Below are 23,610 nucleotides of genomic sequence, written 5' to 3' on the forward strand. Positions count from 1 at the left end.
ATATGGCCGACGGAAGTGCGGCTCGCCACATACCGATCAAGGAACGCCCATGGAGCAACGCCGCGTGTATGGCAAAAACCACTGGTATCATGAAACCCAGTCAACAATCTGCCCGGTGGATGTGCTGCCGCTCGTCCCTGAAGCCGCCCATGTCGAAGATCGCTTTTTACTCGATCTGACGTTACCGGAAGAGTGGCTTCACGCCCATGCGGGCTGGCTGACGCCAGCGCGATGTCTGGCCGACGCGCTCTTCCCTGCCTCCGTCGTCGTCAATCGCTTACAAACCGTTAGCGCTTATGACCGACTGAGCACCGCGCTGACCGTCGCTCAGGTGTATGGCGTGCAGCGACTGTGTAATCACTATGCCGCCCGGCTGGCGCCGCTGCCGGGACCGGACTCTTCACGTGAGAGCAATCGCCGACTGGCGCAAATGACCCAATATGCCCGCCAGCTGGCCGGTTCGCCTTCGGTCATTAACACCCTTTCCCGCAGCCAGCTGGATGAGGTCGGGTTAACCAGCCGCGATATGATCCTCATTAATCAGATTGTCGGTTTTGTCGGTTTCCAGGCGCGCGCAATTGCCGCGTTTCACGCCGGCCTCGGCTTTCCGGTGCGCTGGATGCCGGGAATGCCGCAGCAGGAAGATGCGCCGGCAGACGATTTTACGATCGGTCAGCTGACCTGGACACCCGACATCAACGATACCGATCTCCGCTATGCCAATGACGAACGCCAGGTGCTGCTGGCCGACTGGCTACCGCATCCTGGCCTGTCCGGGCTGGCGCCGCTGCTTGCAGCCCACGAAACAATACTCAAAGCCCAGCATCAATTACTCACCCAATTAAGCGTAAATCAGCCTTTTGCTTCGCTGGTGGCGCTGATGACCGCGCGCATCAACGGTAGCGCCAGCTGTTTTAACGCCTGGGCCGAAAGCGGATCCGTTTCCCCGCAGCTTGCTGATGCATTACGCCACGATGAGCGTACGCCAGAAGCCTGGGAACCAAGCCATCCCACCGAGCGCGTCATCTTGCAGGCGGTACAGCTTTTGACCCGGGCGCCCGACCGTTTCAGCGCGGCGCAATTAACGCCCCTCGCTGAACAGGGGCTTTCCCATGCGCAGATTATCGATATTCTGGCGTGGAGCGGTGCGTGTGGTTGGATGAATCGTCTGAAAATCGCCCTCGGCATCGTTCGTCAACAGACGTAAAATGCCAAACATCGCTTGCTGCAACAGGCATTATCGCGTAAAAATGTCAGCCGCTCTTTTAGCCACGAAAATACCTAATTATGTTTCAGGACAACCCGCTGCTAGCGCAGCTTAAACAGCAACTGCATTCCCAGACTCCTCGTGTTGAAGGGGTCGTGAAGGGGACGGAAAAAGGTTTTGGCTTCCTCGAAGTTGATGCGCAGAAAAGCTACTTTATTCCGCCGCCGCAAATGAAAAAAGTGATGCATGGCGACCGTATCAGCGCCGTGATCCACACTGAAAAAGAACGTGAAAGCGCCGAGCCGGAAGAGTTGATTGAACCTTTCCTGACCCGTTTCGTCGGTAAAGTGCATAAGAAAGATGACCGACTGTCCATCGTTCCCGATCATCCGCTGCTGAAAGACGCTATTCCCTGCCGCGCCGACCGTAGCGTGAGCCATGATTTTAAAGAGGGTGACTGGGCCGTTGCTGAAATGCGCCGTCATCCGCTGAAAGGCGACCGCGGTTTTTATGCCGAATTAACCCAGTTTATTACCTTCAGCGACGATCATTTCGTTCCGTGGTGGGTCACGCTGGCTCGCCACAATCTGGAAAAAGAAGCCCCGGACGGCGTGGCGACCGAATTGCTGGATGAAGGTCTGGAACGTCGTGACTTAACGGCGCTGGACTTCGTCACCATCGACAGCGCCAGCACCGAAGATATGGACGATGCGCTGTATGTCGAAGCCGCCGCCGACGGCAAGCTGCATTTGACCGTCGCTATCGCCGATCCGACCGCCTGGATTGCCGAAGGCAGCAAACTGGACAAAGCGGCAAAAATTCGCGCCTTCACCAACTATCTGCCGGGCTTTAACATCCCGATGTTGCCGCGCGAGCTGTCTGACGACCTGTGCTCTCTGCGCGCCAACGAAGTGCGTCCGGTCCTCGCCTGCCGCATGATCCTGACGGCTGACGGCACGATTGAAGACGATATCGAATTCTTCGCCGCGACTATTGAGTCAAAAGCCAAGCTGGCCTACGACAACGTCTCCGACTGGCTGGAAAATACCGGCAGCTGGCAGCCTGAGAGCGAGTCTATCGCTCAGCAGATCAAACTGCTGCAGGATGTCTGCCTGCGCCGCAGCGAATGGCGTAAAACCCATGCGCTGGTATTCAAGGACCGTCCTGACTACCGTTTCGTGCTGGGTGAGAAAGGCGAGGTGCTGGATATCGTTGCCGAACCGCGCCGCATCGCTAACCGCATTGTCGAAGAATCAATGATTGCGGCAAACATCTGCGCGGCCCGCGTTCTGCGCGACAAGCTGGGCTTTGGTGTTTATAACGTGCATACCGGCTTTGATCCGGCCAACACCGAACAGCTGGCAACGTTGCTGAAGACTCACGACGTCCACGTTGATCCGGTTGAAGTGCTGACCCTCGAGGGTTTCTGCAAACTGCGTCGCGAGCTTGATGCCCAGCCGTCGGGTTTCCTCGACAGCCGCATTCGTCGCTTCCAGTCCTACGCGGAAATCAGCACCGAACCGGGTCCGCACTTTGGCCTTGGCCTTGAAGCCTATGCCACCTGGACCTCACCGATTCGTAAATATGGCGACATGATTAACCATCGCCTGCTGAAAGCGATCATCAAAGGTGAAACGGCAACGCGTCCGCAAGATGAGATTGCCGTACAGATGGCCGAGCGCCGTCGCCTGAACCGCATGGCCGAACGCGATGTTGGTGACTGGCTGTACGCCCGTTATCTGAGCCCGCAGGCCGGTACCGATACGCGCTATGCCGCGGAAATTATCGATATCAGCCGCGGCGGGATGCGCGTTCGCCTGGTGGATAACGGCGCCGTCGCCTTTATCCCGGCACCGTTCCTGCACGCCGTTCGTGATGAGCTGGTCTGTAGCCAGGAAAACGGTACCGTGCAGATCAAAGGCGAAACCGTCTACAAAGTGACTGACGTTATCGACGTCAAGATTGCCGAAGTCCGTATGGAAACCCGCAGCGTCATCGCGCGTCCGTTCGCCTGATAGCCGTCTTCAGCGGCTCCCGTTATCGGGGGCCGCTTATTTTTTCCCCGCGTTGTCTGATATTGTCCCGTTTTTCCTCGTTTTCCTGACTATCTATCGCAGATGATTTACGTTGTGCGTTTTTTTCTCTTCTCTTTTTCATCTGTTTTTAGCATCATTGATTTCATTCGTTTTTGTAACCAGGATAATGCTATGTCTGATCTGAATGCCCGCCTGCTCGCCCAACGTATCGATACCGTGCTGGATATTCTGGTTGCCGGAGATTATCACTCTGCGATTCATAATCTGGAGATCCTCAAAGCGGAGCTTCAGGCGCTTTCTGCCGATGAGCCTGAAGCGAAACCCGGCCAACCTAAAGCGCCCTGGGAAATCTGATCGCCCACATCGCCACAATCGATCAATGATGTCGATTGTCAGCCAAAATAGTCCCCTAACTGTGATGTTGCTATGAACGCCCGACAACAAAGTATTTTGCAAACGGTCATCGATAAAGGCCGCATGAGCGTGGCCGATCTCGCGAAAATGACCGGTGTCTCTGAAGTCACGATTCGTCAGGATTTGAATTTACTGGAAAAGCAGAGCTATCTGCGCCGGACTCATGGTTTCGCCGTACCGCTGGATAGCGAAGATGTCGAAACCCGTATGATGACCCATTTCTCGATCAAACGTGAACTGGCTACGCGCGCCGCGGAGCTGGTCAACGCCGGTGAGACGGTATTTATCGAAAACGGCAGCTGCAACGCCCTCCTCGCCCGTACGCTTGCCGAGCGCGGCGATATTACCATCATCACCGTCAGCAGCTATATTGCGCATCTGCTTAAAGAGACACCCGGGGAGGTCATTCTGCTCGGTGGAATCTACCAGAAGCGCAGCGAAAGTATGGTCGGTCCGCTCACGCGGCAGTTTATTCAGCAGGTCCACTTCAGCAAAGCGTTTATTGGCATCGATGGCTGGCAGCCGGAAACCGGGTTTACCGGCAAGGATATGATGCGTGCGGATGTAGTCAATGCCGTCCTTGAAAAGGGCTGTGAGGCGATTGTCCTGAGCGACAGTTCGAAGTTCAGCGTCGTGCACCCTTATCCGCTCGGTCCGGTAGCGCGTTTTAGCCGCATCATTACCGACAGCAGTCTGCACGATGATGCGCGCCAGCAGCTGACAGAAAGCGGGCTCACCGTCGATATTGTCAGTTTTTCCTGAACTCATCCCGACTCTCTTTTTCGCCCAGCGTTTTTCTTCCCCCGCCGCCCACTCATGTGGGCGCAGACCGCATGACTCCCTGTCTGAGAGTTTTCCGAGCCCGCAATTAAGAGTTTTTACCTGCCGGTAAAATTTAAAAAAAGTAGAATTAATGTTAGCGATATAACAGGAAGTGACTATCACCCGCGTGATTAAAGTAACACCTGCGCAACTTAAGTTTCATGGAATAGCCCTTAAAACCCGGCATCACGCTATGCTTTAAGGAAGTTGTATCCATGAATAGATTATTCAGGAGAAAATTATGATGACTTCAATGAGCAAAAAAATGGCTGCAGCTGTGCTGGCCGTTACCGTAGTAATGTCTCTGAGCGCATGTTCCAACTGGTCTAAACGCGATCGTAATACCGCAATCGGTGCAGGCGCGGGCGCACTCGGCGGCGCAGTATTAACCGATGGCAGCGCGCTGGGGACCCTGGGCGGCGCAGCGGTTGGCGGGATTATCGGTCACCAGGTTGGTAAATAAGGCCTGAACCGGATCAACGATAAAAAATAATCCGCATCGGTAGACTTACAGACTTACGCACCGGCAAAGAATCAAGGCCACGGCATTTACCGTGGCCTTGTTGTTTATTAACCGCCGGCCAGCTTAACTTTCATGCCTTTGGCTTCCAGCAGTGATTTGAGCAAATCGCGCTTATCGCCCTGAATTTCAATCACGCCATCTTTCACCGACCCGCCGCAGCCACACTTCTTTTTCAGCTCAGCGGCCAGTTTTGTCAGCGCATCATCATCCAGGTCAATACCGGCGATCAGACATACGCCCTTCCCCTTGCGGCCGCTGGTCTGACGGTGAATGCGCACCACGCCATCGCCTTTAGGCCGCTCAACCACCGCCCTGGGTTCGTCAATACGGCCGCTTTCCGTCGAGTACACCAGACGACTATTAGAATCGGTCATTATGCCCCCTTATTCAGTGACGCATTGATACTGCGTAAGGTCGCCGCCGGATCCGCAGACTGAGTCACCGGACGACCAATCACCATGTAGTCTACGCCAGCTGCCTGCGCCTGTTCCGGCGTCATGATGCGGCGCTGGTCTCCGGCATCGCTGCCCTGCGGGCGGATGCCGGGCGTCACCAGCTTAAAGGCCTGCCCCAGCTCCTGCTTGAAGCGAGCCGCTTCCTGCGCAGAACAGACCACGCCGTCCAGTCCGCAGCGCTGCGTTAATGCCGCCAGTTTTGCCGCATGATCGGCGGGAGAAAGCGTAATACCCAGATCCTGGAGATCGCTGGCTTCCATGCTGGTCAGGACGGTCACGGCAATCAACAGCGGCGCATCCTGGCCAAACGGGAGCAACGCTTCACGTGCCGCGGTCATCATTCGCGCACCGCCAGAGGCATGAACATTGACCATCCAGACACCCAGCTCTGCCGCAGCGGCTACCGCCCGCGCGGTGGTGTTCGGGATATCATGAAATTTCAGGTCAAGGAAGACCTCAAAACCACGCTGATGCAAGTCGCGAACAAACTGTGGCCCGAGCAGCGTAAACATCTCCTTGCCCACCTTCAGGCGGCAGTCGCGTGGATCAATGCGGTCAACAAAGGCCAGCGCTTTGTCGCGGTTATCATAATCGAGCGCAACAACAACGGGAGAGGATGTGACAACGCGAGGCGAAGATGAAGCAGTAGACGTCATGACCAGACCTTAATTGTTGATGGGCGCCGTTTTGGCGCAAAAAAGGTAAACGGGCAGCATTCTACCTGCGATGAAGGGAAATTGACAGGCTGCTTTTACCGCCTGGCGGACGATGGCAGCGCTGACGTTAAAGCGGGCAAACGCTAAAAACCGATAAGTATGTTGTAACTAAAATGCGATGTTTTAAAAACTATTGTCCGTCGAGGCCGCGGATCGGTTTAATCGTTGACCACGAACGGCAGGACGGGCAGTGCCAGTACAGAGTGTGGGCGGTGAAGCCGCACTTTTGACAGCGGTAGCGCGGTTTACTGCGGACCTGCTCCCCCACCATATTGCGCAGAACGCCAAGGCTCTCCTTCGCGCGCCCCTCTTCGGCTTCATTAAGGTGGTAGTCCATCAGCTTATGGAAGACCCGCATCGTCGGATGACGCTCCAGCTGACGGGTAACATAGCTCTGCGCAGCCTCCACGCCTTCGCGCTGTTCGAGAATTTGCGCCAGCATCAGCTCCGCGGTTGCCCCGGTGTTTTCATCGACGCAGCGGCGCAGGAAGAGCTCCCATTCATCGGGTTTACCCAGCTGCTGATAGCAGGTCTGCAGCATCTCGAGCGTTTCACCCACCAGCTCTTTATCCTGATTGATGACCCGTTCCAGGCTCTCTACCGCTTTCGCGTAATCGCCCTTTTCCATCCATACCCGACCCATCATAATCGACACGCGGGCGCTGTTGCGGTCAGCCGAGGCCCCTTTTTTCAGCAGCGACATCGCTTTATCCATATCGCTGTTCGCCATCTGCTGCAGCGCGAGCTCGCACCAGAAGTTGGCAATATCGCCCCGGTGTTTTTCTTTGCCCAGCTTCACTAAACGCTCGGCAACATCAATGGCGGACTGCCAGTCGCTGGTGGCCTGATAAATTTGCAGCAGCTGCTGCAGCGCGCTGAGGCGAAAATCGGTTTCATCCACCAGCTGCTTGAACATATCTTCCGCGCGATCGTAGAGACCGGCGGCCATGTAGTCGCGCCCCAGCTGCTGCACGGCCAGCAGCCGCTGATCGTAGGTCAGCGAGGCGCTTTCCATCAGGCTCTGGTGAATACGGATAGCCCGGTCAACCTCGCCACGGGAGCGGAACAGGTTTCCCAGCGTCAGGTGGGCCTCAACGGTACCGGTATCCTCTTTCAGCATGTCGAGGAACAGATCCACCGCTTTATCCTGCTGGTTGCTCAGCAGGAAGTTCACCCCGGTCACGTAGTCACGCGACAGGCGGTTAGCGTCGTCCTGTTTGGACTGTTGTGCACTTCTGCGCCCCATATACCATCCGTAAGCAGCGGCAACGGGCAAAAGCAGAAACAACAACTCCAGCATAAATGATTATTCCTTCACCGCAGGAACACCTGCGTCGGCCGGCGCGGCGTTGGTTGGCGCAATCTGATGTTCAAGACGCTTTATTTTACGTTCAGCGCGAACCAGAGAAACGCGAACCCGCAGCCAGAAAAGGCCGCAAATCAGCCAGCCAATAGCAAACCCTGCGGCAAAGAGCACTGCCAGCAACGTCGAAATACGGAATTCACCCTGCGCGAGCAAATAGTTGAACGTGACCAGTTGATCATTCTGTGCACCTAACGTCACGGAGATGACGAAGATGGCTAATACCAGTAAGAAAATCAGTAAATATTTCACACTACTTCCCGTTTTGTGGGTTGAGCGAAAAAATCCCGCGTTCAGCCCTATAAAGTATCATTTTCGCTGCAGCGGTGAAATGGAAAAGCATGACACCCTGTCAGGATATGCGTCCGTCAGGCGCGAAAATCAACGTTATCCCTGATTTATCGTCCGTGTCTTAATCTCCTGCGCCTCTTCTCCCGGCGGCGTCAGCGGGCCGCACAGCCGCTGGGTGAGCCAGGTGGCCAGCGTCACCAGCAGCCAGGAGATAAGCGTGGCGACCAGCAAATCTTGCGGCCAGTGCATGCCAAGCGCCAGCCGGCTGCCCATCACGGCCGTCGCCCACGTCAGCAGCGCGGCGATGGTGACCCAGCGTCGCCGCGGCCACAGCAGTCCGACACCCAGCAATGCCCAGCTGGCTGCAAACATCGTGTGCCCGGACGGAAAAGCAAAACCGGTCTCTTTCTGCCAGTGCTTGCGCAGGAAGCGAGGAATATCCTGCTCTTGCGCCAGCTGCTCATGCACCAGTTTAGCGCGTTCTTTGCGTTTTAACGCGTAGAATTGATCGACAGGCACCTGCCGGCTCTTTTCCAGCCAAACCACAAAAGGACGCGGCTCCTGAACCTGCTCTTTGATCCAGGACTTTATGCCCTGCCCCAGCAGAATCGCCGTCCCCAGAATCACAAACAGCATCACGGCGGCGCGCAGACGAAAACGCAGACACCACAGAAACCAGCCGCATAAAACCGTATGGGTGATGATGCCCCACGGCTGGGTCACGCTTTCAGTCACCCAGTAGAGCAGTTTTAACCATGCTTGCGGAAGGTCTGGCTGCCACTTCCAGCCGGATACCCACACCACCCCGGGCATAATCATAAGCAATGCCGCACCGATGGCGGTTCGTCTGGCGATCGACAGCATCTTATCTCCTTATCTCTTCTTCCGACTATCATAACGGAAAGTGGTACGTTTGTGCGCTTTACGCGCAGGCAGCCGTGCGTAATTAGGAGAACGTCGCGCCACTGTGGCAAAATAGCGCCAAACAGAAAGCACATTCAGGTGCTGACAGAATCTGGAGAATCACATGCAGCTTAAACGTGTGGCAGAAGCCAAACTGCCAACCCCCTGGGGCGATTTCCTGATGGTGGGATTTGAAGAACTGGCAACCGGGCAGGATCATGTCGCGCTGGTCTTCGGCGACATTTCGGGCCAGTCCCCCGTCCTTGCACGCGTACATTCTGAGTGCTTAACGGGCGACGCCCTTTTTAGTCTGCGTTGTGATTGCGGTTTTCAGCTCGAAGCGGCGCTGTCGCATATTGCCGAAGAGGGGCGCGGTATCCTGTTGTACCATCGTCAGGAAGGCCGCAACATTGGCCTGCTGAATAAAATTCGCGCCTATGCCTTGCAGGACCAGGGCTATGACACCGTGGAAGCCAACCATCAGCTGGGCTTTGCGGCAGACGAGCGCGACTTTACGCTGTGCGCAGATATGTTCAAACTGCTCCACGTCGACCAGGTGCGTCTGCTGACCAACAACCCGAAAAAAGTGGAAATTCTCAGCGAAGCCGGGATTAATATCGTTGAGCGCGTGCCGCTGATTGTCGGGCGCAACCCGAAAAACGCCCACTATCTGGACACCAAGGCCGCCAAAATGGGGCATCTGTTGAATAAATAAATCGGCAGAAAAATGAAGGGCCAGCGCTTGCTGGCCCTTTTTTTTACAGCATGTTGCGGATCACATAATGCAGAATACCGTCATTCTGATAGTAGGTCAGTTCGGTGGCGGTATCGATGCGACAACGGCAGAGGATCACCTCTTGTTTACCATTCGCCCGCGTCAGGGTCACCGCAACCGTTGCGCCAGGCTGCAAGGCCTGCAGGTTGCTGATATCTATCCGCTCTTCCCCGTTCAGCCCCAGCGTTTTACGCGTGACGCCCTGCGGGAACTCCAGCGGCAGGATCCCCATCCCGATCAGGTTGGAACGGTGGATACGCTCGAATGATTCGGCGATCACCACCCGCACGCCCAGCAACCGCGGGCCTTTCGCCGCCCAGTCGCGGCTGGAGCCTGAGCCGTACTCTTTCCCGGCCACCACCGCCAGCGGGATCCCCTCATTTTTATAGCGCATTGCCGCGTCATAAATCGCTATCGGCTCGCTGCCCGGCAGGTGCCGGGTCATCCCACCTTCCACGCCCGGCACCATTTCGTTGCGAATACGGATGTTGGCAAAGGTCCCGCGCATCATCACTTCATGGTTGCCGCGGCGGGAACCGTAGGAGTTAAAATCAGCGCGCGCGACGCCGTGTTCCTGCAAATAGCGTCCGGCCGGGCTGTCCTGCTTGATACTCCCGGCCGGAGAGATGTGGTCCGTGGTGACCGAATCGCCGAGCATCGCCAGAATACGCGCACCGTGAATATCTTCCACCGGCTCAGGCTGAACCTCCATCTGGTCAAAGAATGGCGACAGACGGATATAGGTCGAATCCTCCTGCCAGTCGTAAGTATCGGAGCGATCGACGTGAATGGCTTTCCATTCAGGCGTTCCTTCAAATACCTCCGCGTACTCTTTGTGGAACATCTCGGTCGTGACCTGCTCAACCGCCTGGGCGATCTCAAGACCGCTCGGCCAGATATCCTTCAGATAGACCGGCTGACCATTTTTGCCGGTGCCAAGCGGATCGCGGGTCAGATTGACGTTCATGTTCCCGGCCAGAGCGTAGGCCACCACCAGCGGCGGTGATGCCAGCCAGTTGGTTTTCACCAGCGGATGAATACGCCCTTCGAAGTTACGGTTACCGGACAGCACCGCGCCGACGGTTAAATCCCCTTTCTTGATCGCCTCTTCGATCGGTTCCGGCAGCGGGCCGGAGTTACCGATACAGGTGGTACACCCGTACCCGACCAGGTTGAACCCCAGCGCATCGAGATACGGCGTCAGCCCGGCGTGGGCCAGATAATCGGACACCACTTTAGATCCTGGCGCCAGAGAGGCTTTGACCCACGGTTGCGGCTTCAGGCCCAGCTCAACCGCTTTTTTGGCCAGCAGACCGGCGGCCATGAGCACGCTGGGGTTAGAGGTGTTGGTGCAGGAGGTGATGGCGGCAATCGCCACCGCGCCGTCGGGTAGCGAATAGCGATGCCCGTTCAGCGTATAGTCGACCGGCTGGCGCTGTTTTTGCGTCAGGTTGACCTCCAGCTCGCTGCTGGCGGCAAAGGCTTTCGGGACATCCCCCAGCGCAACGCGATCCTGCGGCCGTTTTGGCCCGGCGAGACTCGCTTCGACAGTTCCCATATCTAACGCCAGCGTACTGGTAAAGACCGGCTCATCGCCCGTCTGACGCCACATTCCCTGCGCTTTGGCATAGGCCTCCACCAGCGCCACCTGTTCATCGCTGCGGCCGCTCAGACGCATATAGCTGAGGGTTACCGCATCAATCGGGAAGAAGCCGCAGGTAGCACCGTACTCAGGCGACATATTGGCGATGGTCGCGCGGTCGGCCAGCGGGAGCGAATCCAGGCCATCGCCGTAAAACTCAACAAACTTACCCACGACGCCGTGCTGCCGCAGCATCTGGGTGACGGTGAGCACGAGATCGGTGGCGGTAATGCCTTCGCGGAGTTTACCGCTCAGTTTAAAGCCCACCACATCCGGGATCAGCATCGAGACCGGCTGGCCCAGCATCGCGGCTTCCGCCTCAATGCCGCCGACGCCCCAGCCCAGTACGCCCAGGCCGTTGATCATCGTGGTATGCGAATCGGTACCGACCAGCGTATCGGGCCAGGCAACCCATTCGCCGTTTTGCTCTTCACTCCAGACCGCTTTGCCAAGGTATTCGAGGTTAACCTGGTGGCAAATACCGGTACCCGGCGGCACGACGCTGAAGCGGCTGAACGCCTGCTGTCCCCAGCGCAGGAAAACGTAGCGCTCGTGGTTACGTTCCATCTCAAGACGCACGTTTTCCTCAAACGCATCGTCATTGCCGAAGCGATCGACGGTGACCGAATGGTCGATAACCAGGTCCACCGGCGACAGCGGGTTAACCTTCGCCGTATCGCCTCCCAGCCGTTTGACCGCCTCACGCATTGCCGCAAGATCCACCACCGCGGGCACGCCGGTAAAATCCTGCATCAGCACGCGCGCCGGACGATAGGCAATTTCCCGGTCAGCATGAGCATGTTCAAGCCAGCCTGCCAGCGCATGAATATCTTCGGCGGTGACCGAGTCACCGTCCTGCCAGCGCAGCAGATTCTCCAGCAGGACTTTAAGCGATTTGGGCAAACGGGTCAGATCGCCCAGTTCTTTAGCGGCCAGCGGTAAGCTGTAGTAGCGGTAGGTTTTATCTTTGACCTGTAGCGTATCCTTACTGGCTGCTCGTAGGGTTGACGACATAGCTCCTCCTTTATCACAGGGATGGCATGCCCTGATCCTCCTCAGGGTTAATATTAAAGATAACACATACCAGGCATAACACTTTGATAACAACCCAAATTGCTAAAATCGGTTAAATGTTTTAAAGCAAAAAATCTGAATGATTATACGAGAAAATATCGAATGAATTTGATAGAGGGGAACTGGCAGCAGGATAACTGTACGAGTACATGAGTACAGAAAGAACTAATCGCCAGTTAATTGACGATTAGTTCACAGGAAGGGATGTTTGTTTATACACAAAGTGTCGCGAAATATATCCTCCTTGTCACCGCGGGTTATTAGCTTAAATAATTTCTCACGATTTCGCCGTCATAAAAATGACACATACAGCCATCCAGAAAATGTACGCTCAGCTGATGATCCAAACGTTACAGACTACGAGCGCGATGATACTCCAGAACATCGCCAGCCCAACGAGCACGGCACTCCAGGCGCGGCTCCTCAACACAGGATCAATCTCCGTTTTGTCACTTTCCTGTGACATCGCCAACTTCATATAATCGATATCACTAATCATTTTATCACCACCAATCGCTAAAATTATCAGGTACAGTTAAAGCTTAATTATAGCTAATGAATTAATCCAGTGAATTCTTCCCTCTGGATATTATCTTTAACTATTATTTTGATCGGAGCGGGTATATTTGCAATCGTGTTAATAGAAATAACGATTTTTGTGATTCAGGCGAGGTTTACAAATTTAATTCGGGGCCATTATAAGTATTGGCATCCCCGACAGGGATGCCAGATTGTTGGTTGAATCACTTTTCCGGTAGTTTAATATCTTTGAACATTGCCTCAATATCTTCATTCGAACGCAAAGCCACCGCGGTATCCACCACATCTCGCGTCAAATGCGGCGCAAAACGCTGAATAAAATCATACATATAGCTGCGAAGGAAGGTGCTACGGCGGAAACCTATCTTCGTGGTGCTGTGGCTGAAAATACCGTTAGCATCAAGTTTCACCAGGTCAGGATCGGAGACCGGATCCACCGCCATGCTGGCAATAACCCCAACGCCAAGGCCAAGACGGACGTAGGTTTTGATAACGTCAGCATCGGTGGCGGTGAAGACGATACGCGGCGTCAGCCCGGCGCGGTTAAAGGCGGTATCCAGCTCGGAGCGGCCGGTAAAGCCAAAGGTGTAGGTGACCAGCGGGTACTGCGCCAGCTCTTCAATCGTCACCGAACCACGGGAGGCCAGCGGATGTTCAGGCGTCACGACAATCGAGCGGTTCCAGTGATAGCACGGCAGCATGACCAGATCATCATAGAGATGCAGCGCTTCGGTGGCGATGGCGAAATCAGCATTCCCCTTTGACACCGCTTCCGCAATTTGCGTCGGCGATCCCTGATGCATATGCAAAGAGACGCGCGGGTAGCGCTCAATAAAACCTTTTATCACCCCGGGCAGCGCATAGCGGGCCTGAGTATGGGTGGTGGCCACATACAGCGAGCCTTTGTCGGGCCAGGTATGTTCCCCTGCGACCGACTTAATCGCATCGACCTTCGACAGGACTTCGCGGGCGATGCGGATGATCTCCTGGCCCGCCGGCGTCACCTGAGTTAAATGTTTGCCGCTACGGGCGAAAATCTGAATACCGAGCTCATCTTCCAGCATGCGTACCTGCTTGCTGATACCGGGCTGTGAGGTATACAGGCCTTCGGCAGTCGAGGAGACATTCAGATTATGATTAACAACCTCAACGATGTAGCGGAGCTGCTGTAGTTTCATGGCTGATATCCGTTAACGCGTAAAATGAATTCGTTCATACATTTTACGTTCAGGCCGCCTGTCGGCAAGCTGCGCGTTTGCCGTCCCTGCGACTCGCCGTTATGGCGCCACAAAGCATCCTGAACACGATGATGTATAAGACGATTTAATAATAAAAAAGAGATTAGCTATAACCACTATATCATTTATATCTACAGTGTATAGATACTAACGAAAAATAATAAGCTGGTTATAAGGCCGCCGTCCGGCGTCAAAGAATGGCGAATAAGGCAGGGAAATCAGTGAGAAAAAGGGCCGCATCGCGGCCCTTCACAGAGAGTACTACGCTTACTTCTTCGCTTCAGTCCATTTACCGTCGATATAGAAGGCGGACCAACCGGTCGCTTTGCCATCTTTCTCTGACGCGACGTACTGCTGCTTCGTTTTACGGCTAAAACGCACCAGCGTTTTGTTACCCTCGGGATCCTGCTGCGGCGCGTCGGCCAGATAACGCAGTTTCTCCGGCAGGCGATCGCGGAAGCGGTACAGCTCTTCCACCAGCGGCGCACGAGTTTCACGCGATTTCGGGAAGGTGTTTGCCGCAAGGAAAACACCTGCCGCACCATCACGCAGGACGAAAAAGGCGTCCGACTTCTCACACGGCAGCTCCGGTAACGGAACCGGATCTTCCTTCGGCGGAGCGACTTCGCCGTTACGCAGAATTTTTCGCGTATTCTTACATTCGTCGTTGGTGCAGGCCATGTACTTACCAAAACGCCCCATTTTCAGGTGCATTTCAGAACCACATTTTTCACACTCAACCACCGGGCCGTCGTAACCCTTGATGCGGAACTCGCCCTCTTCGATCTCATAGCCGTCGCAGGTCGGGTTGTTACCACATACGTGCAGCTTGCGCTTAGGATCGATAAGGTAGCTGTCCATCGCCGTGCCGCACTTCTGGCAACGACGCTTGGCACGCAGCGCGTTGGTTTCGGCATCGTCGCCTTCCAGCACGTTGAGCACTTCGTTTTCCGGCACCAGGTTAATGGTGGTCTTGCAGCGTTCTTTCGGCGGCAGCGCATAGCCTGAACAGCCCAGGAATACCCCGGTGCTGGCCGTGCGAATCCCCATCTGGCGACCGCAGGTCGGACAGTCGATGCTGGTCAGCACCATCGGGTTCGGCTGCATGCCGCCCTCTTCCGGATCCTTCTCCGCCGTTTCCAGCTGAGTCGTGAAGTCACCGAAGAAGTGGTCCAGTACCTGACGCCACTCGGCCTGATGATTCGCCACCTGATCGAGGCGATCTTCCATTTGCGCGGTAAAATCGTAGTTCATCAGATCGCGGAAGTTCTCTTCCAGGCGATCGGTGACAATCTCACCCATTTTCTCGGCGTAGAAGCGGCGGTTTTCCACCCGCACGTAGCCGCGATCCTGAATGGTCGAAATGATCGACGCATAGGTAGACGGCCGGCCGATACCCCGTTTTTCCAGCTCTTTGACCAGCGAGGCTTCGCTAAAGCGCGCAGGCGGTTTGGTAAAGTGCTGTGCCGGAGTCAGTTCGACCAGGCTCAGGCTCTCGCCCTGGTTGACGACCGGTAACGTCCGATCTTCATCGCCTTTACGCAGCGCCGGCATCACTTTGGTCCAGCCGTCAAACCGCAGGGTACGGCCGCGCGCTTTGAGTTTAAAGTCGCCGGCTTTGACGGTCAGCGTGGTGGAATCGTACTGCGCCGGCGTCATCTGACAGGCGACGAACTGGCGCCAGATCAGCTGATACAGTTTCAGCGCGTCGGCTTCCATCCCTTTAAGATCTTCGGCCATCACGTTCACGTCAGAAGGACGAATCGCTTCGTGCGCTTCCTGTGAGTTTTCTTTGCTGGCGTACTGGTTGGCGTTCTCTGGCAGATATTTTTTGCCAAAGTTATCGCCGATATAGCCGCGAACCATGCTCAGCGCATCCTGGCTCAGGTTCGTTGAATCGGTACGCATATAGGTGATGTAGCCGGCCTCATAGAGGCGCTGCGCCATCATCATGGTTTTCTTCACCCCAAAGCCCAGGCGAGTGCTGGCTGCCTGCTGCAAGGTCGAGGTAATAAACGGCGCGCCAGGCTTGCTGCTGGTCGGTTTGTCTTCACGCTCCAGCACGCTGTAGCTGGCTTTCTCCAGCAGCGCAACGGCAGCCATAGTTTCATCGCGGTTAACCGGACGGAACGGCTTGTCGTGCTTATGCGTCACCTGCAGCGGCAGAGCATCGCCGCCCGGCGTGGTAGTGCTGGCGTCGATTTCCCAGAACTCTTCCGGCACGAACGCTTTAATTTCGCGTTCACGTTCCACGACCAGGCGTACAGCAACCGACTGAACGCGGCCTGCGGACAGACCGCGGGCAATTTTTTTCCACAGCAGCGGGGAAACCATGTAGCCCACGACGCGGTCCATAAAGCGACGCGCCTGCTGGGCGTTAACACGATCGATATTCAGCTCGCCCGGCTTGTCAAAAGCCTGACGGATCGCATTTTTGGTGATTTCGTTGAACACCACGCGGCTATAGCGTTTTTCATCTCCACCGATCACTTCCCGCAGGTGCCATGCAATGGCTTCCCCTTCGCGGTCAAGGTCGGTTGCGAGATAGATGTGGTCGGCTTTTTCCGCCAACTGCTTGAGTTCTGAAACTACCTTTTCTTTACCCGGAAGTACTTCATACTGAGCATCCCAGTCATGCCATGGGTCTACACCCATACGATTGACCAGAGCGCTACGTTCATCCTTTTTAGGCTTTTTAGCCCCTTTGGTGGAGGTAGAGTCGGCGCTCTTTTTGGAAGCTGAGCCACTGGTCGGCAAATCGCGGATATGACCCACGCTGGATTTCACCACGTAGTCATTACCCAGATACTTATTGATCGTTTTGGCTTTTGCCGGGGACTCAACGATAACGAGAGCTTTACCCATATTCACCTTTACCTAATTTGATTCATCCAGGAATACATCGCACATTTTGATTCACCATCCGCTGACGACGTACGTCAAATGTTGCGACGCCGTCGATGGATATCAACCCTTTGCACGTCCAGTTTCACATCCATAAAACCAGATAGCTGAGTTTACTGACTTTTGCTCGTCAGGTGACATAGCACGAAGAATTTTTGGCCGAATGTCAAGCAAATCTGTTGCCAGATCGCCGAAAGCGTCACACTGTACCTGATAAAATTCGTTACGCAACTTTATTAGCATGCAAAAGCAAATCCCGCCAGTAAAGTCATGTTTCTTAGAGCTTTGCCATTAACCCTGTACTCTGAATGGAAAATTTGCCCCATCTCGCCGCGCGGCGTAAACTAGCGGACGAAGAATCACAGGAGTCACTTATGCAAGGTACAACCCAACCTATCGATCGCCAGTCGCTGCTTGAAATAGCCAACAAACTCATTCGTGAACATGAAGATACGCTAGCCGGGATCGAAGCTACCGACGTCGCTCAGCGTAACGGCGTGCTGGTATTCAGCGGCGAGTTTTATCTTGATGAGCAAGGCCTGCCAACGGCGAAGAGTACGGCGGTATTCAATATGTTCAAATACCTCGCGCACGCGCTGTCAGAGAAATACCATCTGACCGATTAAGCCCTCTTATTATTTAGCGGGCATAAATTATTTATCGGGCATAAAACGCCAACGCGAGGCAGTTGCCTCGCGTTGTTTTGTTCACGTACGCTGATTACATCAGCGGCTTTTCCCCTCGCTGCCACCAGCGTAGCAGCAGACGGTCGGCGCTTTCGGCGGCGCTGCCGGTAAAACGGTCGAGCATTTTTTTACGCTGCTGGTAACGAACGCCGATCACATCGTGATTGTCGATCAGCCCCAGAAGCAGTTCGTCACTGGTTTCCACCAGGTCCACCAGCCCTTTCTCCAGCGCCTGAACTCCGTACCAGTGTTCACCAGTTGCAACGGCCTCAATATCCAGCGACGGCCGCATCTCGTGGACAAAATCTTTGAACAACTGGTGAGTCTCATTCAGGTCTTCACGGAACTTACGCCGGCCTTCGTCAGTATTCTCACCCAGCATCGTTAAGGTGCGTTTGTACTGCCCGGCGGTATGCAGTTCGATATCGATATCTTTGTTCTTCAGGAAGCGATGCAGGTTAGGGATCTGCGCAACCACGCCGATAGAGCCCAGGATGGCGAACGGCGCAGCCACTATTTTGTTCGCCACGCAGGCCATCATGTAACCGCCGCTGGCCGCGACTTTATCCACCGCTACGGTTAAGGGAATTTGCTTATCACGCAGCCGCTGCAGCTGTGATGCCGCGAGGCCGTAGCCGTGAACCACACCGCCGGGGCTTTCCAGACGGAGGATCACCTGATCGCGCGGTTTTACCGCCGCCAGAACCGCGGTGATCTCTTCGCGCAGGCTGGCGACTTCGTGGGCGTCCATACTGCCTTTGAAATCCAGCACCCAGGCACGCGGCTTGCTGTTTGGCTCCGTAGACCCGAGCTTAGCCCGCGCCCTGGCCGCTTTCGCCTCCTGCTTGTGCTTTTTCTTTTGCGCTTTGTGCCACACCTTTTGCTGCGGACCATCAAGCAGCGCAACCGCCAGCTCTTCCCGCATCTCTTTGTATTGCTCGCTGAGATTGGTTACCCGCAGTTCCCCGCGCTGTTTCTTCCGCTGGGTCAGGTTAACGATGAGGGCGGTAATAACCGCAATGGCGACGACAACGGTCGCGATTTTGGCCAAAAACAGGCCATATTGAGCAAGTAATTCCACGTATTCACCTTGTGCAAACCACTGACGTTGAAGCACAGTGTACATCAGCCTGCGTGACGAAGTCTCTGCGCTTTGTGTGGTGCGCGAGGCCCCTTCCCGTTTTTTTCAGCGACGATGAAATCGTTGCAAGATGTTCATTCCGCAAAGAGTTTCCCTTTCGCTGATTGCAATGCCCGGCTGTTTCAGGCATAAAACGCAAAAGTATGAGACCGAATACAACGCGCGATCGTCAGCAGATTGCCTAAGGAGTCGCCGTGCACTATCAACCGCAGCATCATTTATTAAAAGATCGCATTATCCTGGTGACCGGCGCCAGCGACGGTATTGGCCGCGAAGCCGCATTGACCTATTCCCGCTACAGCGCAAGCGTGGTGCTGGTCGGACGTAACGAAGAGAAACTGCGCAGCGTGGCGCAAGAAATAGACCAGGCCGGCGGGCTTCCGGCACGTTGGTTCACGCTGGATCTGTTAACCTGCACGCCGCAGGAGTGCCAACAGCTGGCGCAGCAGATCGGCGTCCACTACCCGCGCCTCGATGGCGTACTGCACAATGCCGGTTTGCTCGGCGATGTCTGTCCGATGGATCGGCAAAAGCCGGAAGTCTGGCAGCAGGTGATGCAGGTCAACGTCAACGGCACCTTTATGCTGACCCAGGCACTGCTTCCTTTATTACTCAAGTCGGAGTCGGGGTCGCTGGTCTTCACCTCTTCCAGCGTCGGCCGCCAGGGACGCGCCAACTGGGGCGCCTATGCGGCCTCCAAGTTTGCCACGGAAGGGATGATGCAGGTGCTGGCCGAAGAGTACCAGAGCCGTCATCTGCGGGTTAACTGTATCAATCCAGGCGGAACGCGCACCAAAATGCGCGCTAACGCTTTCCCGACGGAAGATCCGCAAAAGCTCAAAACCCCCGCCGATATTATGCCGGTTTATTTATGGCTGATGGGCGATGACAGCCGTCGCAAGACGGGAATGACCTTCGATGCCCAGCCAGGGCGTAAACCAGGAATTGCACAATGAGTGATGAACGCTACCGTGAACGCCAGCAGCGGGTAAAAGACAAAGTTGATGCCCGCGTGGCGGCAGCGCAGGAAGAACGCGGTATTGTTATCGTGTTCACCGGTAACGGAAAAGGAAAAACGACGGCCGGTTTTGGTACCGTCACCCGCGCTATCGGACATGGGAAAAAAGCGGGCGTCATCCAGTTTATCAAAGGCACCTGGCCCAACGGCGAGCGTAACCTGCTGGAGCCGCACGGCGTCGAGTTTCAGGTGATGGCCACCGGATTTACCTGGAATACCCAGGATCGTGAAAGCGATACGGCGGCCTGCCTTGCCGTCTGGCAGCACGCGCAGCGGATGCTGGCCGACGAATCCCTGGATATGGTGCTGCTGGATGAGCTGACTTATATGGTGGCGTACGACTATTTGCCGCTCGAGACGGTTCTCACCGCACTGCGCAATCGCCCGCTACAGCAGACGGTGATTATCACCGGGCGCGGCTGCCACCGGGAGATCATCGAGCTGGCCGATACCGTCAGCGAACTGCGGCCGGTTAAGCACGCATTCGATGCCGGTATCAAAGCCCAGATGGGGATTGATTACTAAGCGTCAGCCGCGCCAGCAGCGCATGATTCAGCGGCAGACACAGGCAGTCCTCTCCCAACGCCAGCGCGCTTTCAATCATGTTCTGCCGCGAAACAAAGCGCTTACGGTATTCCGTCGGCGTCAGACCACAGTATTTATTGAAGGCGGCAATCAGGTACTTATGTTCCTGGAAGCCGCAGCTGTGGCTGATTTCGGTAATTGGCGTGCGGGTATCGCGCAGTAGCGTTCTCGCCTTATTCAGCCGGACCAGGGTGAGATACTCTTTGAAATTATGCCGGCTGACCTTTTTGAACAGGCGCGAAAACCACGAATAGCTCATACCGCTATGATTCGCTACCTCGCTCAGGGTCAGCGGCTGGTCGAAGTGCTGATTAATAAAATCGATCCCTTTCTTGATCATCGCCTCTTCGCGCAGTGAACTCTCCACCTGGGTGGCCGGTTCTCCGGCCTGTACCAGCGCATCGAGCAGCAAATAGGTCATCGCGATACGCTGGAACGGCGCGCGGTTATCAATCAGCTGAGCGAGCAGGTCGCAAAGGCACTGCAGGACCTGTTGGTCTGCCGCGCTCTGGCTGCGCCCCCGGGTACACCAGGTCAGAACCGGCGCCGGGTGCAGCTCATCGAACAAACCGGGGGAAAACTGGACGGTCACCAGCGAACTCCCCGCCACTTCCGCACGCAGCGAGTGCACCGCCTCGGCGTTGATGTAGAGCATGTCTCCCTCAACCATCTCCACGCTTTGCTGGCCGACGACAATAGAAAACCGCCCGCTCAGAACGGTGATAAGCTCTGGTGCCGGGTGCCAGTGAGGTTCGCAGTAGCGTACCTCGGCCGCAAAAACATTGAGCTTTTCAGCATCAAAAGCAATCAGCTCATAGCCGCTGTTCGCCGTATGCCGCCCGGTCTCTGTCGCCGAACGTGGATGTGTCACGGAAAATGGAAACACGCATCATCTCCTGTCGCGGGACGATTATTCCGTCCCTTTAAGCGCGGCATTCAGCTCATCGCGGTCAATATCAAGCGCTAAAAACTCGGTCAGCGCGATCAGCAGCCCGCAGAACAGGTCCGGCGCCAGTTGGATCAGCCGTTCGCGGATTTGCGCCGGCGGCCGCTGGCTCTTACGGGCAATCAGCGCCACCACCCGCGCGAACGCCTCCGGCTGCTGGATTAACTGCTGCAACGAGTTATCATCACGTAGCGGAACATAGCGCGGCGGACAGTCCACCTCGACCTGGGCACTCAGCGCCAGATCGCGAGAGGAGCTCCCCAGGCGAATCTGCCAGCGCCCGGGCGTTACCACCCAATCCGCCAGCCCGGGATGATAGCAGGCAAGCTCAGCGACAGGCAGCTGGAGCGTGACGCGGCGAGTTTCTCCGGCAGCGAGCGACACTTTACAGAACCCTTTCAGCGCCTGCTCTTCACGAATCAACTCCCCGACCGGCGCGCTGACGTACAGCTGCACAATCTCTTTGCCTTCGCACTCGCCGCAGTTGGTCAGTTCGAAAGAGACGGTGAGGGTCTCATCGGGCCCGACGCGCGACGCCGAAAGCTGGATATCGCGCCAGGCAAAGCGGGTGTAGCTCAGGCCGAACCCAAACGGAAACCGCGGCGTCATGCGGCGTTTATCATAATAGCGATAGCCGACAAACAGCCCTTCTCCGTAATGATGACGCAGGTTTTCCCCGGGATAATGCAGCCAGGCGGGCGTCTCTTCAAGGGTCTCAGGTACGGTGACCGTGAGCTTGCCGCAGGGATTACGTTTACCGAACAGAATCTCGGCCACGGCGCGGCCCATCCCCTGCCCGGCGAAGAAGGTTTCCAGCAGCGCTTTACATTCGGAAAGCCAGGGCATCACCACCGCATCGCTGTTCGCCAGCACCACCACGATATTGGGTTGAACCGTTGCCACTTCCCGAATCAGCTGCTCATGTACCGCCAGAATATTCAAATCCTGACGATCGCCGTTTTCACCGTCTTCGCCGACGGCGGTACTGACAAAGATAATCGCCACGTCCGCCGCCTGAGCCACCGCTCGCGCTTCTGCCAGCGCCTGCGGATCGCTGCGCAGGTCGTCCGGGGCGCCAGTGGCCCAGGAGACGCTAAACTCATCCCCGGCGAGGTCAAAAATTTCATCGAGCGGGCGATCCAGCAGCCAGGGTACCGTGGTCGCGCAGCCCGATCCTTGAATCACCGGCTCCTGCGCCGGTTTGCCGAGAACGGCAATCCGGCGGGTACATTCCGCCCGCAGCGGCAGCAGGTTATCGTCATTCTTCAGCAGAACGATAGATTCCGCCGCTAGCTGCTGCGCCAGCGCGTGATGCGCCGGGAAATCGGCCTGCGTCTGCGGACGACGATGGCGCTGAACCTTATCCAGCAGCGTCAACATCCGCAGACAGGCGCGATCGACTACCGCCATCGGCACTTCACCGGCGTGAATCGCCGCCAGCAGCGTCTGCTTATCGCGGCGGGTTTCCGGCATGGCCAGATCGTTCCCCGCCAGCAGGGATGCCGGCCGGTCCTTAATGCCATACCAGTCGGACATCACCACTCCATCGTAGCCCCACTCATCGCGTAATACCTGAGTGAGTAAAAAAGGATCCTGCGATGTCTGCACGCCATTAAGCCGGTTATAGGAGGACATCACCGTCCACGGCCGGGATTTGGCGATGGCCCGCTGAAAACCGGCCAGATAGATTTCGCGTAGCGCCCGTTCGTCGATGATCGAATCCATTTCGGTGCGCCGGTATTCGGAATTATTCGCCGCAAAGTGTTTCAGACTGGCGCCAACCCCTTCCTGCTGCAGACCGTTGATTAGCGCTGCGGCAATATCCCCGCTGACTACCGGGTCCTCAGCATAGTATTCGTAGCCTCGTCCGGCCAGCGGCGTACGGCGAATATTGATTCCCGGCCCCAGCAGAATCCCTACGCCCATTTGCTGGCATTCACGCCCCAGCGCCTGCCCCATCTGATACACCAGATCGACGTCCCAGCAGCAGGCCAGGCTGGATCCGTTGGGAAAACAGGTCGCCGGCAACGACGGACTGAACAGCGCTTCGCTGCCGCCCTTTGCCGCGGGTTCTTCCCCGTTGACCCGGTCGGCGGTCTGCGTGATCACCGAGATAAAGTCGTCCATACTCCATTTTTCGTCGCCGTCGATCTGCGCGCTGCTGTAGCGCACGCCGTAGGTACCGTCGGTCATCACGATATCAGCGATGCCGTGCTGTGGCAGGGATGCCGTCCGCCACAGCCCGCTCCCGGTCAACAGCGCAACTTTCTCTTCTGCGGTCATCGCCGCGATAAGGGTATTCAATTCGGTATTCATCTCTGGCTCCCTGAG

The 23,610-nt window shown here is 56.1% G+C and carries 21 protein-coding genes; 9 read left to right on the top strand and 12 right to left on the bottom strand.

What is annotated here, in order from left to right:
- Positions 1-49 precede the first annotated feature (49 nt).
- The 5 genes from AC236I_RS14425 (at position 50) to osmB (ending at position 4,942) form a co-directional block, all read left to right on the top strand.
- The gene (locus AC236I_RS14425; RefSeq protein ID WP_004861081.1) at positions 50-1,207 is read left to right on the top strand and encodes a carboxymuconolactone decarboxylase family protein; all 1,158 of its coding nucleotides are present in this window, start codon (positions 50-52) and stop codon (positions 1,205-1,207) included.
- Between the two features lie 80 nt (positions 1,208-1,287).
- On the top strand, positions 1,288-3,222 hold the full coding sequence (locus AC236I_RS14430) for an exoribonuclease II (protein ID WP_004861077.1): 1,935 nt from the start codon (positions 1,288-1,290) through the stop codon (positions 3,220-3,222).
- Between the two features lie 192 nt (positions 3,223-3,414).
- Positions 3,415-3,597 carry a YciZ family protein gene (locus tag AC236I_RS14435; protein ID WP_004861074.1) on the top strand — a complete coding sequence of 61 codons (183 nt, stop codon included), beginning with the start codon at positions 3,415-3,417 and terminating at the stop codon, positions 3,595-3,597.
- 72 nt (positions 3,598-3,669) lie between these two features.
- On the top strand, positions 3,670-4,419 hold the full coding sequence (gene yciT / locus AC236I_RS14440; RefSeq protein ID WP_004861071.1) for a DNA-binding transcriptional regulator YciT: 750 nt from the start codon (positions 3,670-3,672) through the stop codon (positions 4,417-4,419).
- Positions 4,420-4,723: 304 nt separating this feature from the next.
- Positions 4,724-4,942, top strand: coding sequence for an osmotically-inducible lipoprotein OsmB (osmB, locus tag AC236I_RS14445; protein ID WP_015584565.1), 219 nt, complete (start codon positions 4,724-4,726; stop codon positions 4,940-4,942).
- Positions 4,943-5,049: 107 nt separating this feature from the next.
- On the opposite strand, the gene yciH is transcribed toward osmB, so the two are convergent.
- The 5 genes from yciH to pgpB all read right to left on the bottom strand — a co-directional run bounded on the left by yciH (position 5,050) and on the right by pgpB (position 8,691).
- Positions 5,050-5,376, bottom strand: a complete 327-nt coding sequence (yciH, locus tag AC236I_RS14450; protein WP_048024421.1) for a stress response translation initiation inhibitor YciH — start codon at positions 5,374-5,376, stop codon at positions 5,050-5,052.
- Positions 5,376-6,113, bottom strand: a complete 738-nt coding sequence (gene pyrF / locus AC236I_RS14455) for an orotidine-5'-phosphate decarboxylase (RefSeq protein WP_004861062.1) — start codon at positions 6,111-6,113, stop codon at positions 5,376-5,378. Before pyrF ends, yciH begins: the two co-directional genes overlap by 1 nt.
- A gap of 190 nt (positions 6,114-6,303) precedes the next feature.
- On the bottom strand, positions 6,304-7,473 hold the full coding sequence (gene lapB / locus AC236I_RS14460) for a lipopolysaccharide assembly protein LapB (RefSeq protein ID WP_004861056.1): 1,170 nt from the start codon (positions 7,471-7,473) through the stop codon (positions 6,304-6,306).
- A gap of 6 nt (positions 7,474-7,479) precedes the next feature.
- Complete coding sequence (locus AC236I_RS14465) at positions 7,480-7,788, bottom strand: LapA family protein (protein WP_004861050.1); 309 nt, start codon at positions 7,786-7,788, stop codon at positions 7,480-7,482.
- A gap of 135 nt (positions 7,789-7,923) precedes the next feature.
- The gene (gene pgpB, locus AC236I_RS14470) at positions 7,924-8,691 is read right to left on the bottom strand and encodes a phosphatidylglycerophosphatase B (RefSeq protein WP_134936666.1); all 768 of its coding nucleotides are present in this window, start codon (positions 8,689-8,691) and stop codon (positions 7,924-7,926) included.
- 163 nt (positions 8,692-8,854) lie between these two features.
- Between pgpB and ribA the strand changes: the two genes are divergently transcribed.
- Complete coding sequence (gene ribA / locus AC236I_RS14475) at positions 8,855-9,445, top strand: GTP cyclohydrolase II (RefSeq protein WP_004861045.1); 591 nt, start codon at positions 8,855-8,857, stop codon at positions 9,443-9,445.
- A 43-nt stretch (positions 9,446-9,488) separates the two neighbouring features.
- Here the strand turns inward: ribA and acnA are convergent, their stop codons facing one another.
- From acnA to topA, 4 genes are all read right to left on the bottom strand, one after another.
- A complete protein-coding gene (gene acnA / locus AC236I_RS14480; protein WP_316936126.1) occupies positions 9,489-12,161 on the bottom strand; it encodes an aconitate hydratase AcnA in 2,673 nt (890 codons plus the stop codon).
- Positions 12,162-12,552: 391 nt separating this feature from the next.
- Positions 12,553-12,720, bottom strand: a complete 168-nt coding sequence (locus AC236I_RS14485; protein WP_004861039.1) for a YmiA family putative membrane protein — start codon at positions 12,718-12,720, stop codon at positions 12,553-12,555.
- 244 nt (positions 12,721-12,964) lie between these two features.
- Positions 12,965-13,939 (bottom strand): HTH-type transcriptional regulator CysB, encoded by a 975-nt coding sequence (gene cysB / locus AC236I_RS14490; protein ID WP_004861036.1) that lies wholly within the window; start codon positions 13,937-13,939, stop codon positions 12,965-12,967.
- 327 nt (positions 13,940-14,266) lie between these two features.
- Positions 14,267-16,864, bottom strand: a complete 2,598-nt coding sequence (gene topA / locus AC236I_RS14495; RefSeq protein ID WP_004861033.1) for a type I DNA topoisomerase — start codon at positions 16,862-16,864, stop codon at positions 14,267-14,269.
- Positions 16,865-17,277: 413 nt separating this feature from the next.
- Here topA and AC236I_RS14500 point away from each other — a divergent pair, with 413 nt between their 5' ends.
- Positions 17,278-17,529 (top strand): YciN family protein, encoded by a 252-nt coding sequence (locus AC236I_RS14500; RefSeq protein ID WP_004861030.1) that lies wholly within the window; start codon positions 17,278-17,280, stop codon positions 17,527-17,529.
- A gap of 94 nt (positions 17,530-17,623) precedes the next feature.
- Here the strand turns inward: AC236I_RS14500 and sohB are convergent, their stop codons facing one another.
- Entirely contained in the window at positions 17,624-18,670 is a 1,047-nt protein-coding gene (gene sohB, locus AC236I_RS14505) for a protease SohB (RefSeq protein WP_015584568.1), read from the bottom strand.
- A 254-nt stretch (positions 18,671-18,924) separates the two neighbouring features.
- Between sohB and AC236I_RS14510 the strand changes: the two genes are divergently transcribed.
- Complete coding sequence (locus AC236I_RS14510) at positions 18,925-19,686, top strand: YciK family oxidoreductase (RefSeq protein ID WP_004861022.1); 762 nt, start codon at positions 18,925-18,927, stop codon at positions 19,684-19,686.
- The gene (gene cobO / locus AC236I_RS14515; protein ID WP_004861019.1) at positions 19,683-20,273 is read left to right on the top strand and encodes a cob(I)yrinic acid a,c-diamide adenosyltransferase; all 591 of its coding nucleotides are present in this window, start codon (positions 19,683-19,685) and stop codon (positions 20,271-20,273) included. Before AC236I_RS14510 ends, cobO begins: the two co-directional genes overlap by 4 nt.
- Here the strand turns inward: cobO and AC236I_RS14520 are convergent.
- A complete protein-coding gene (locus AC236I_RS14520) occupies positions 20,245-21,219 on the bottom strand; it encodes a helix-turn-helix transcriptional regulator (RefSeq protein ID WP_487608526.1) in 975 nt (324 codons plus the stop codon). The two genes, cobO and AC236I_RS14520, sit on opposite strands and share 29 nt — an antisense overlap.
- A 24-nt stretch (positions 21,220-21,243) precedes the next feature.
- Positions 21,244-23,595 (bottom strand): beta-glucosidase, encoded by a 2,352-nt coding sequence (locus AC236I_RS14525; RefSeq protein WP_213894788.1) that lies wholly within the window; start codon positions 23,593-23,595, stop codon positions 21,244-21,246.
- Positions 23,596-23,610 lie beyond the last annotated feature (15 nt).

This window comes from Klebsiella sp. Sb-30 (genome assembly GCF_057652795.1).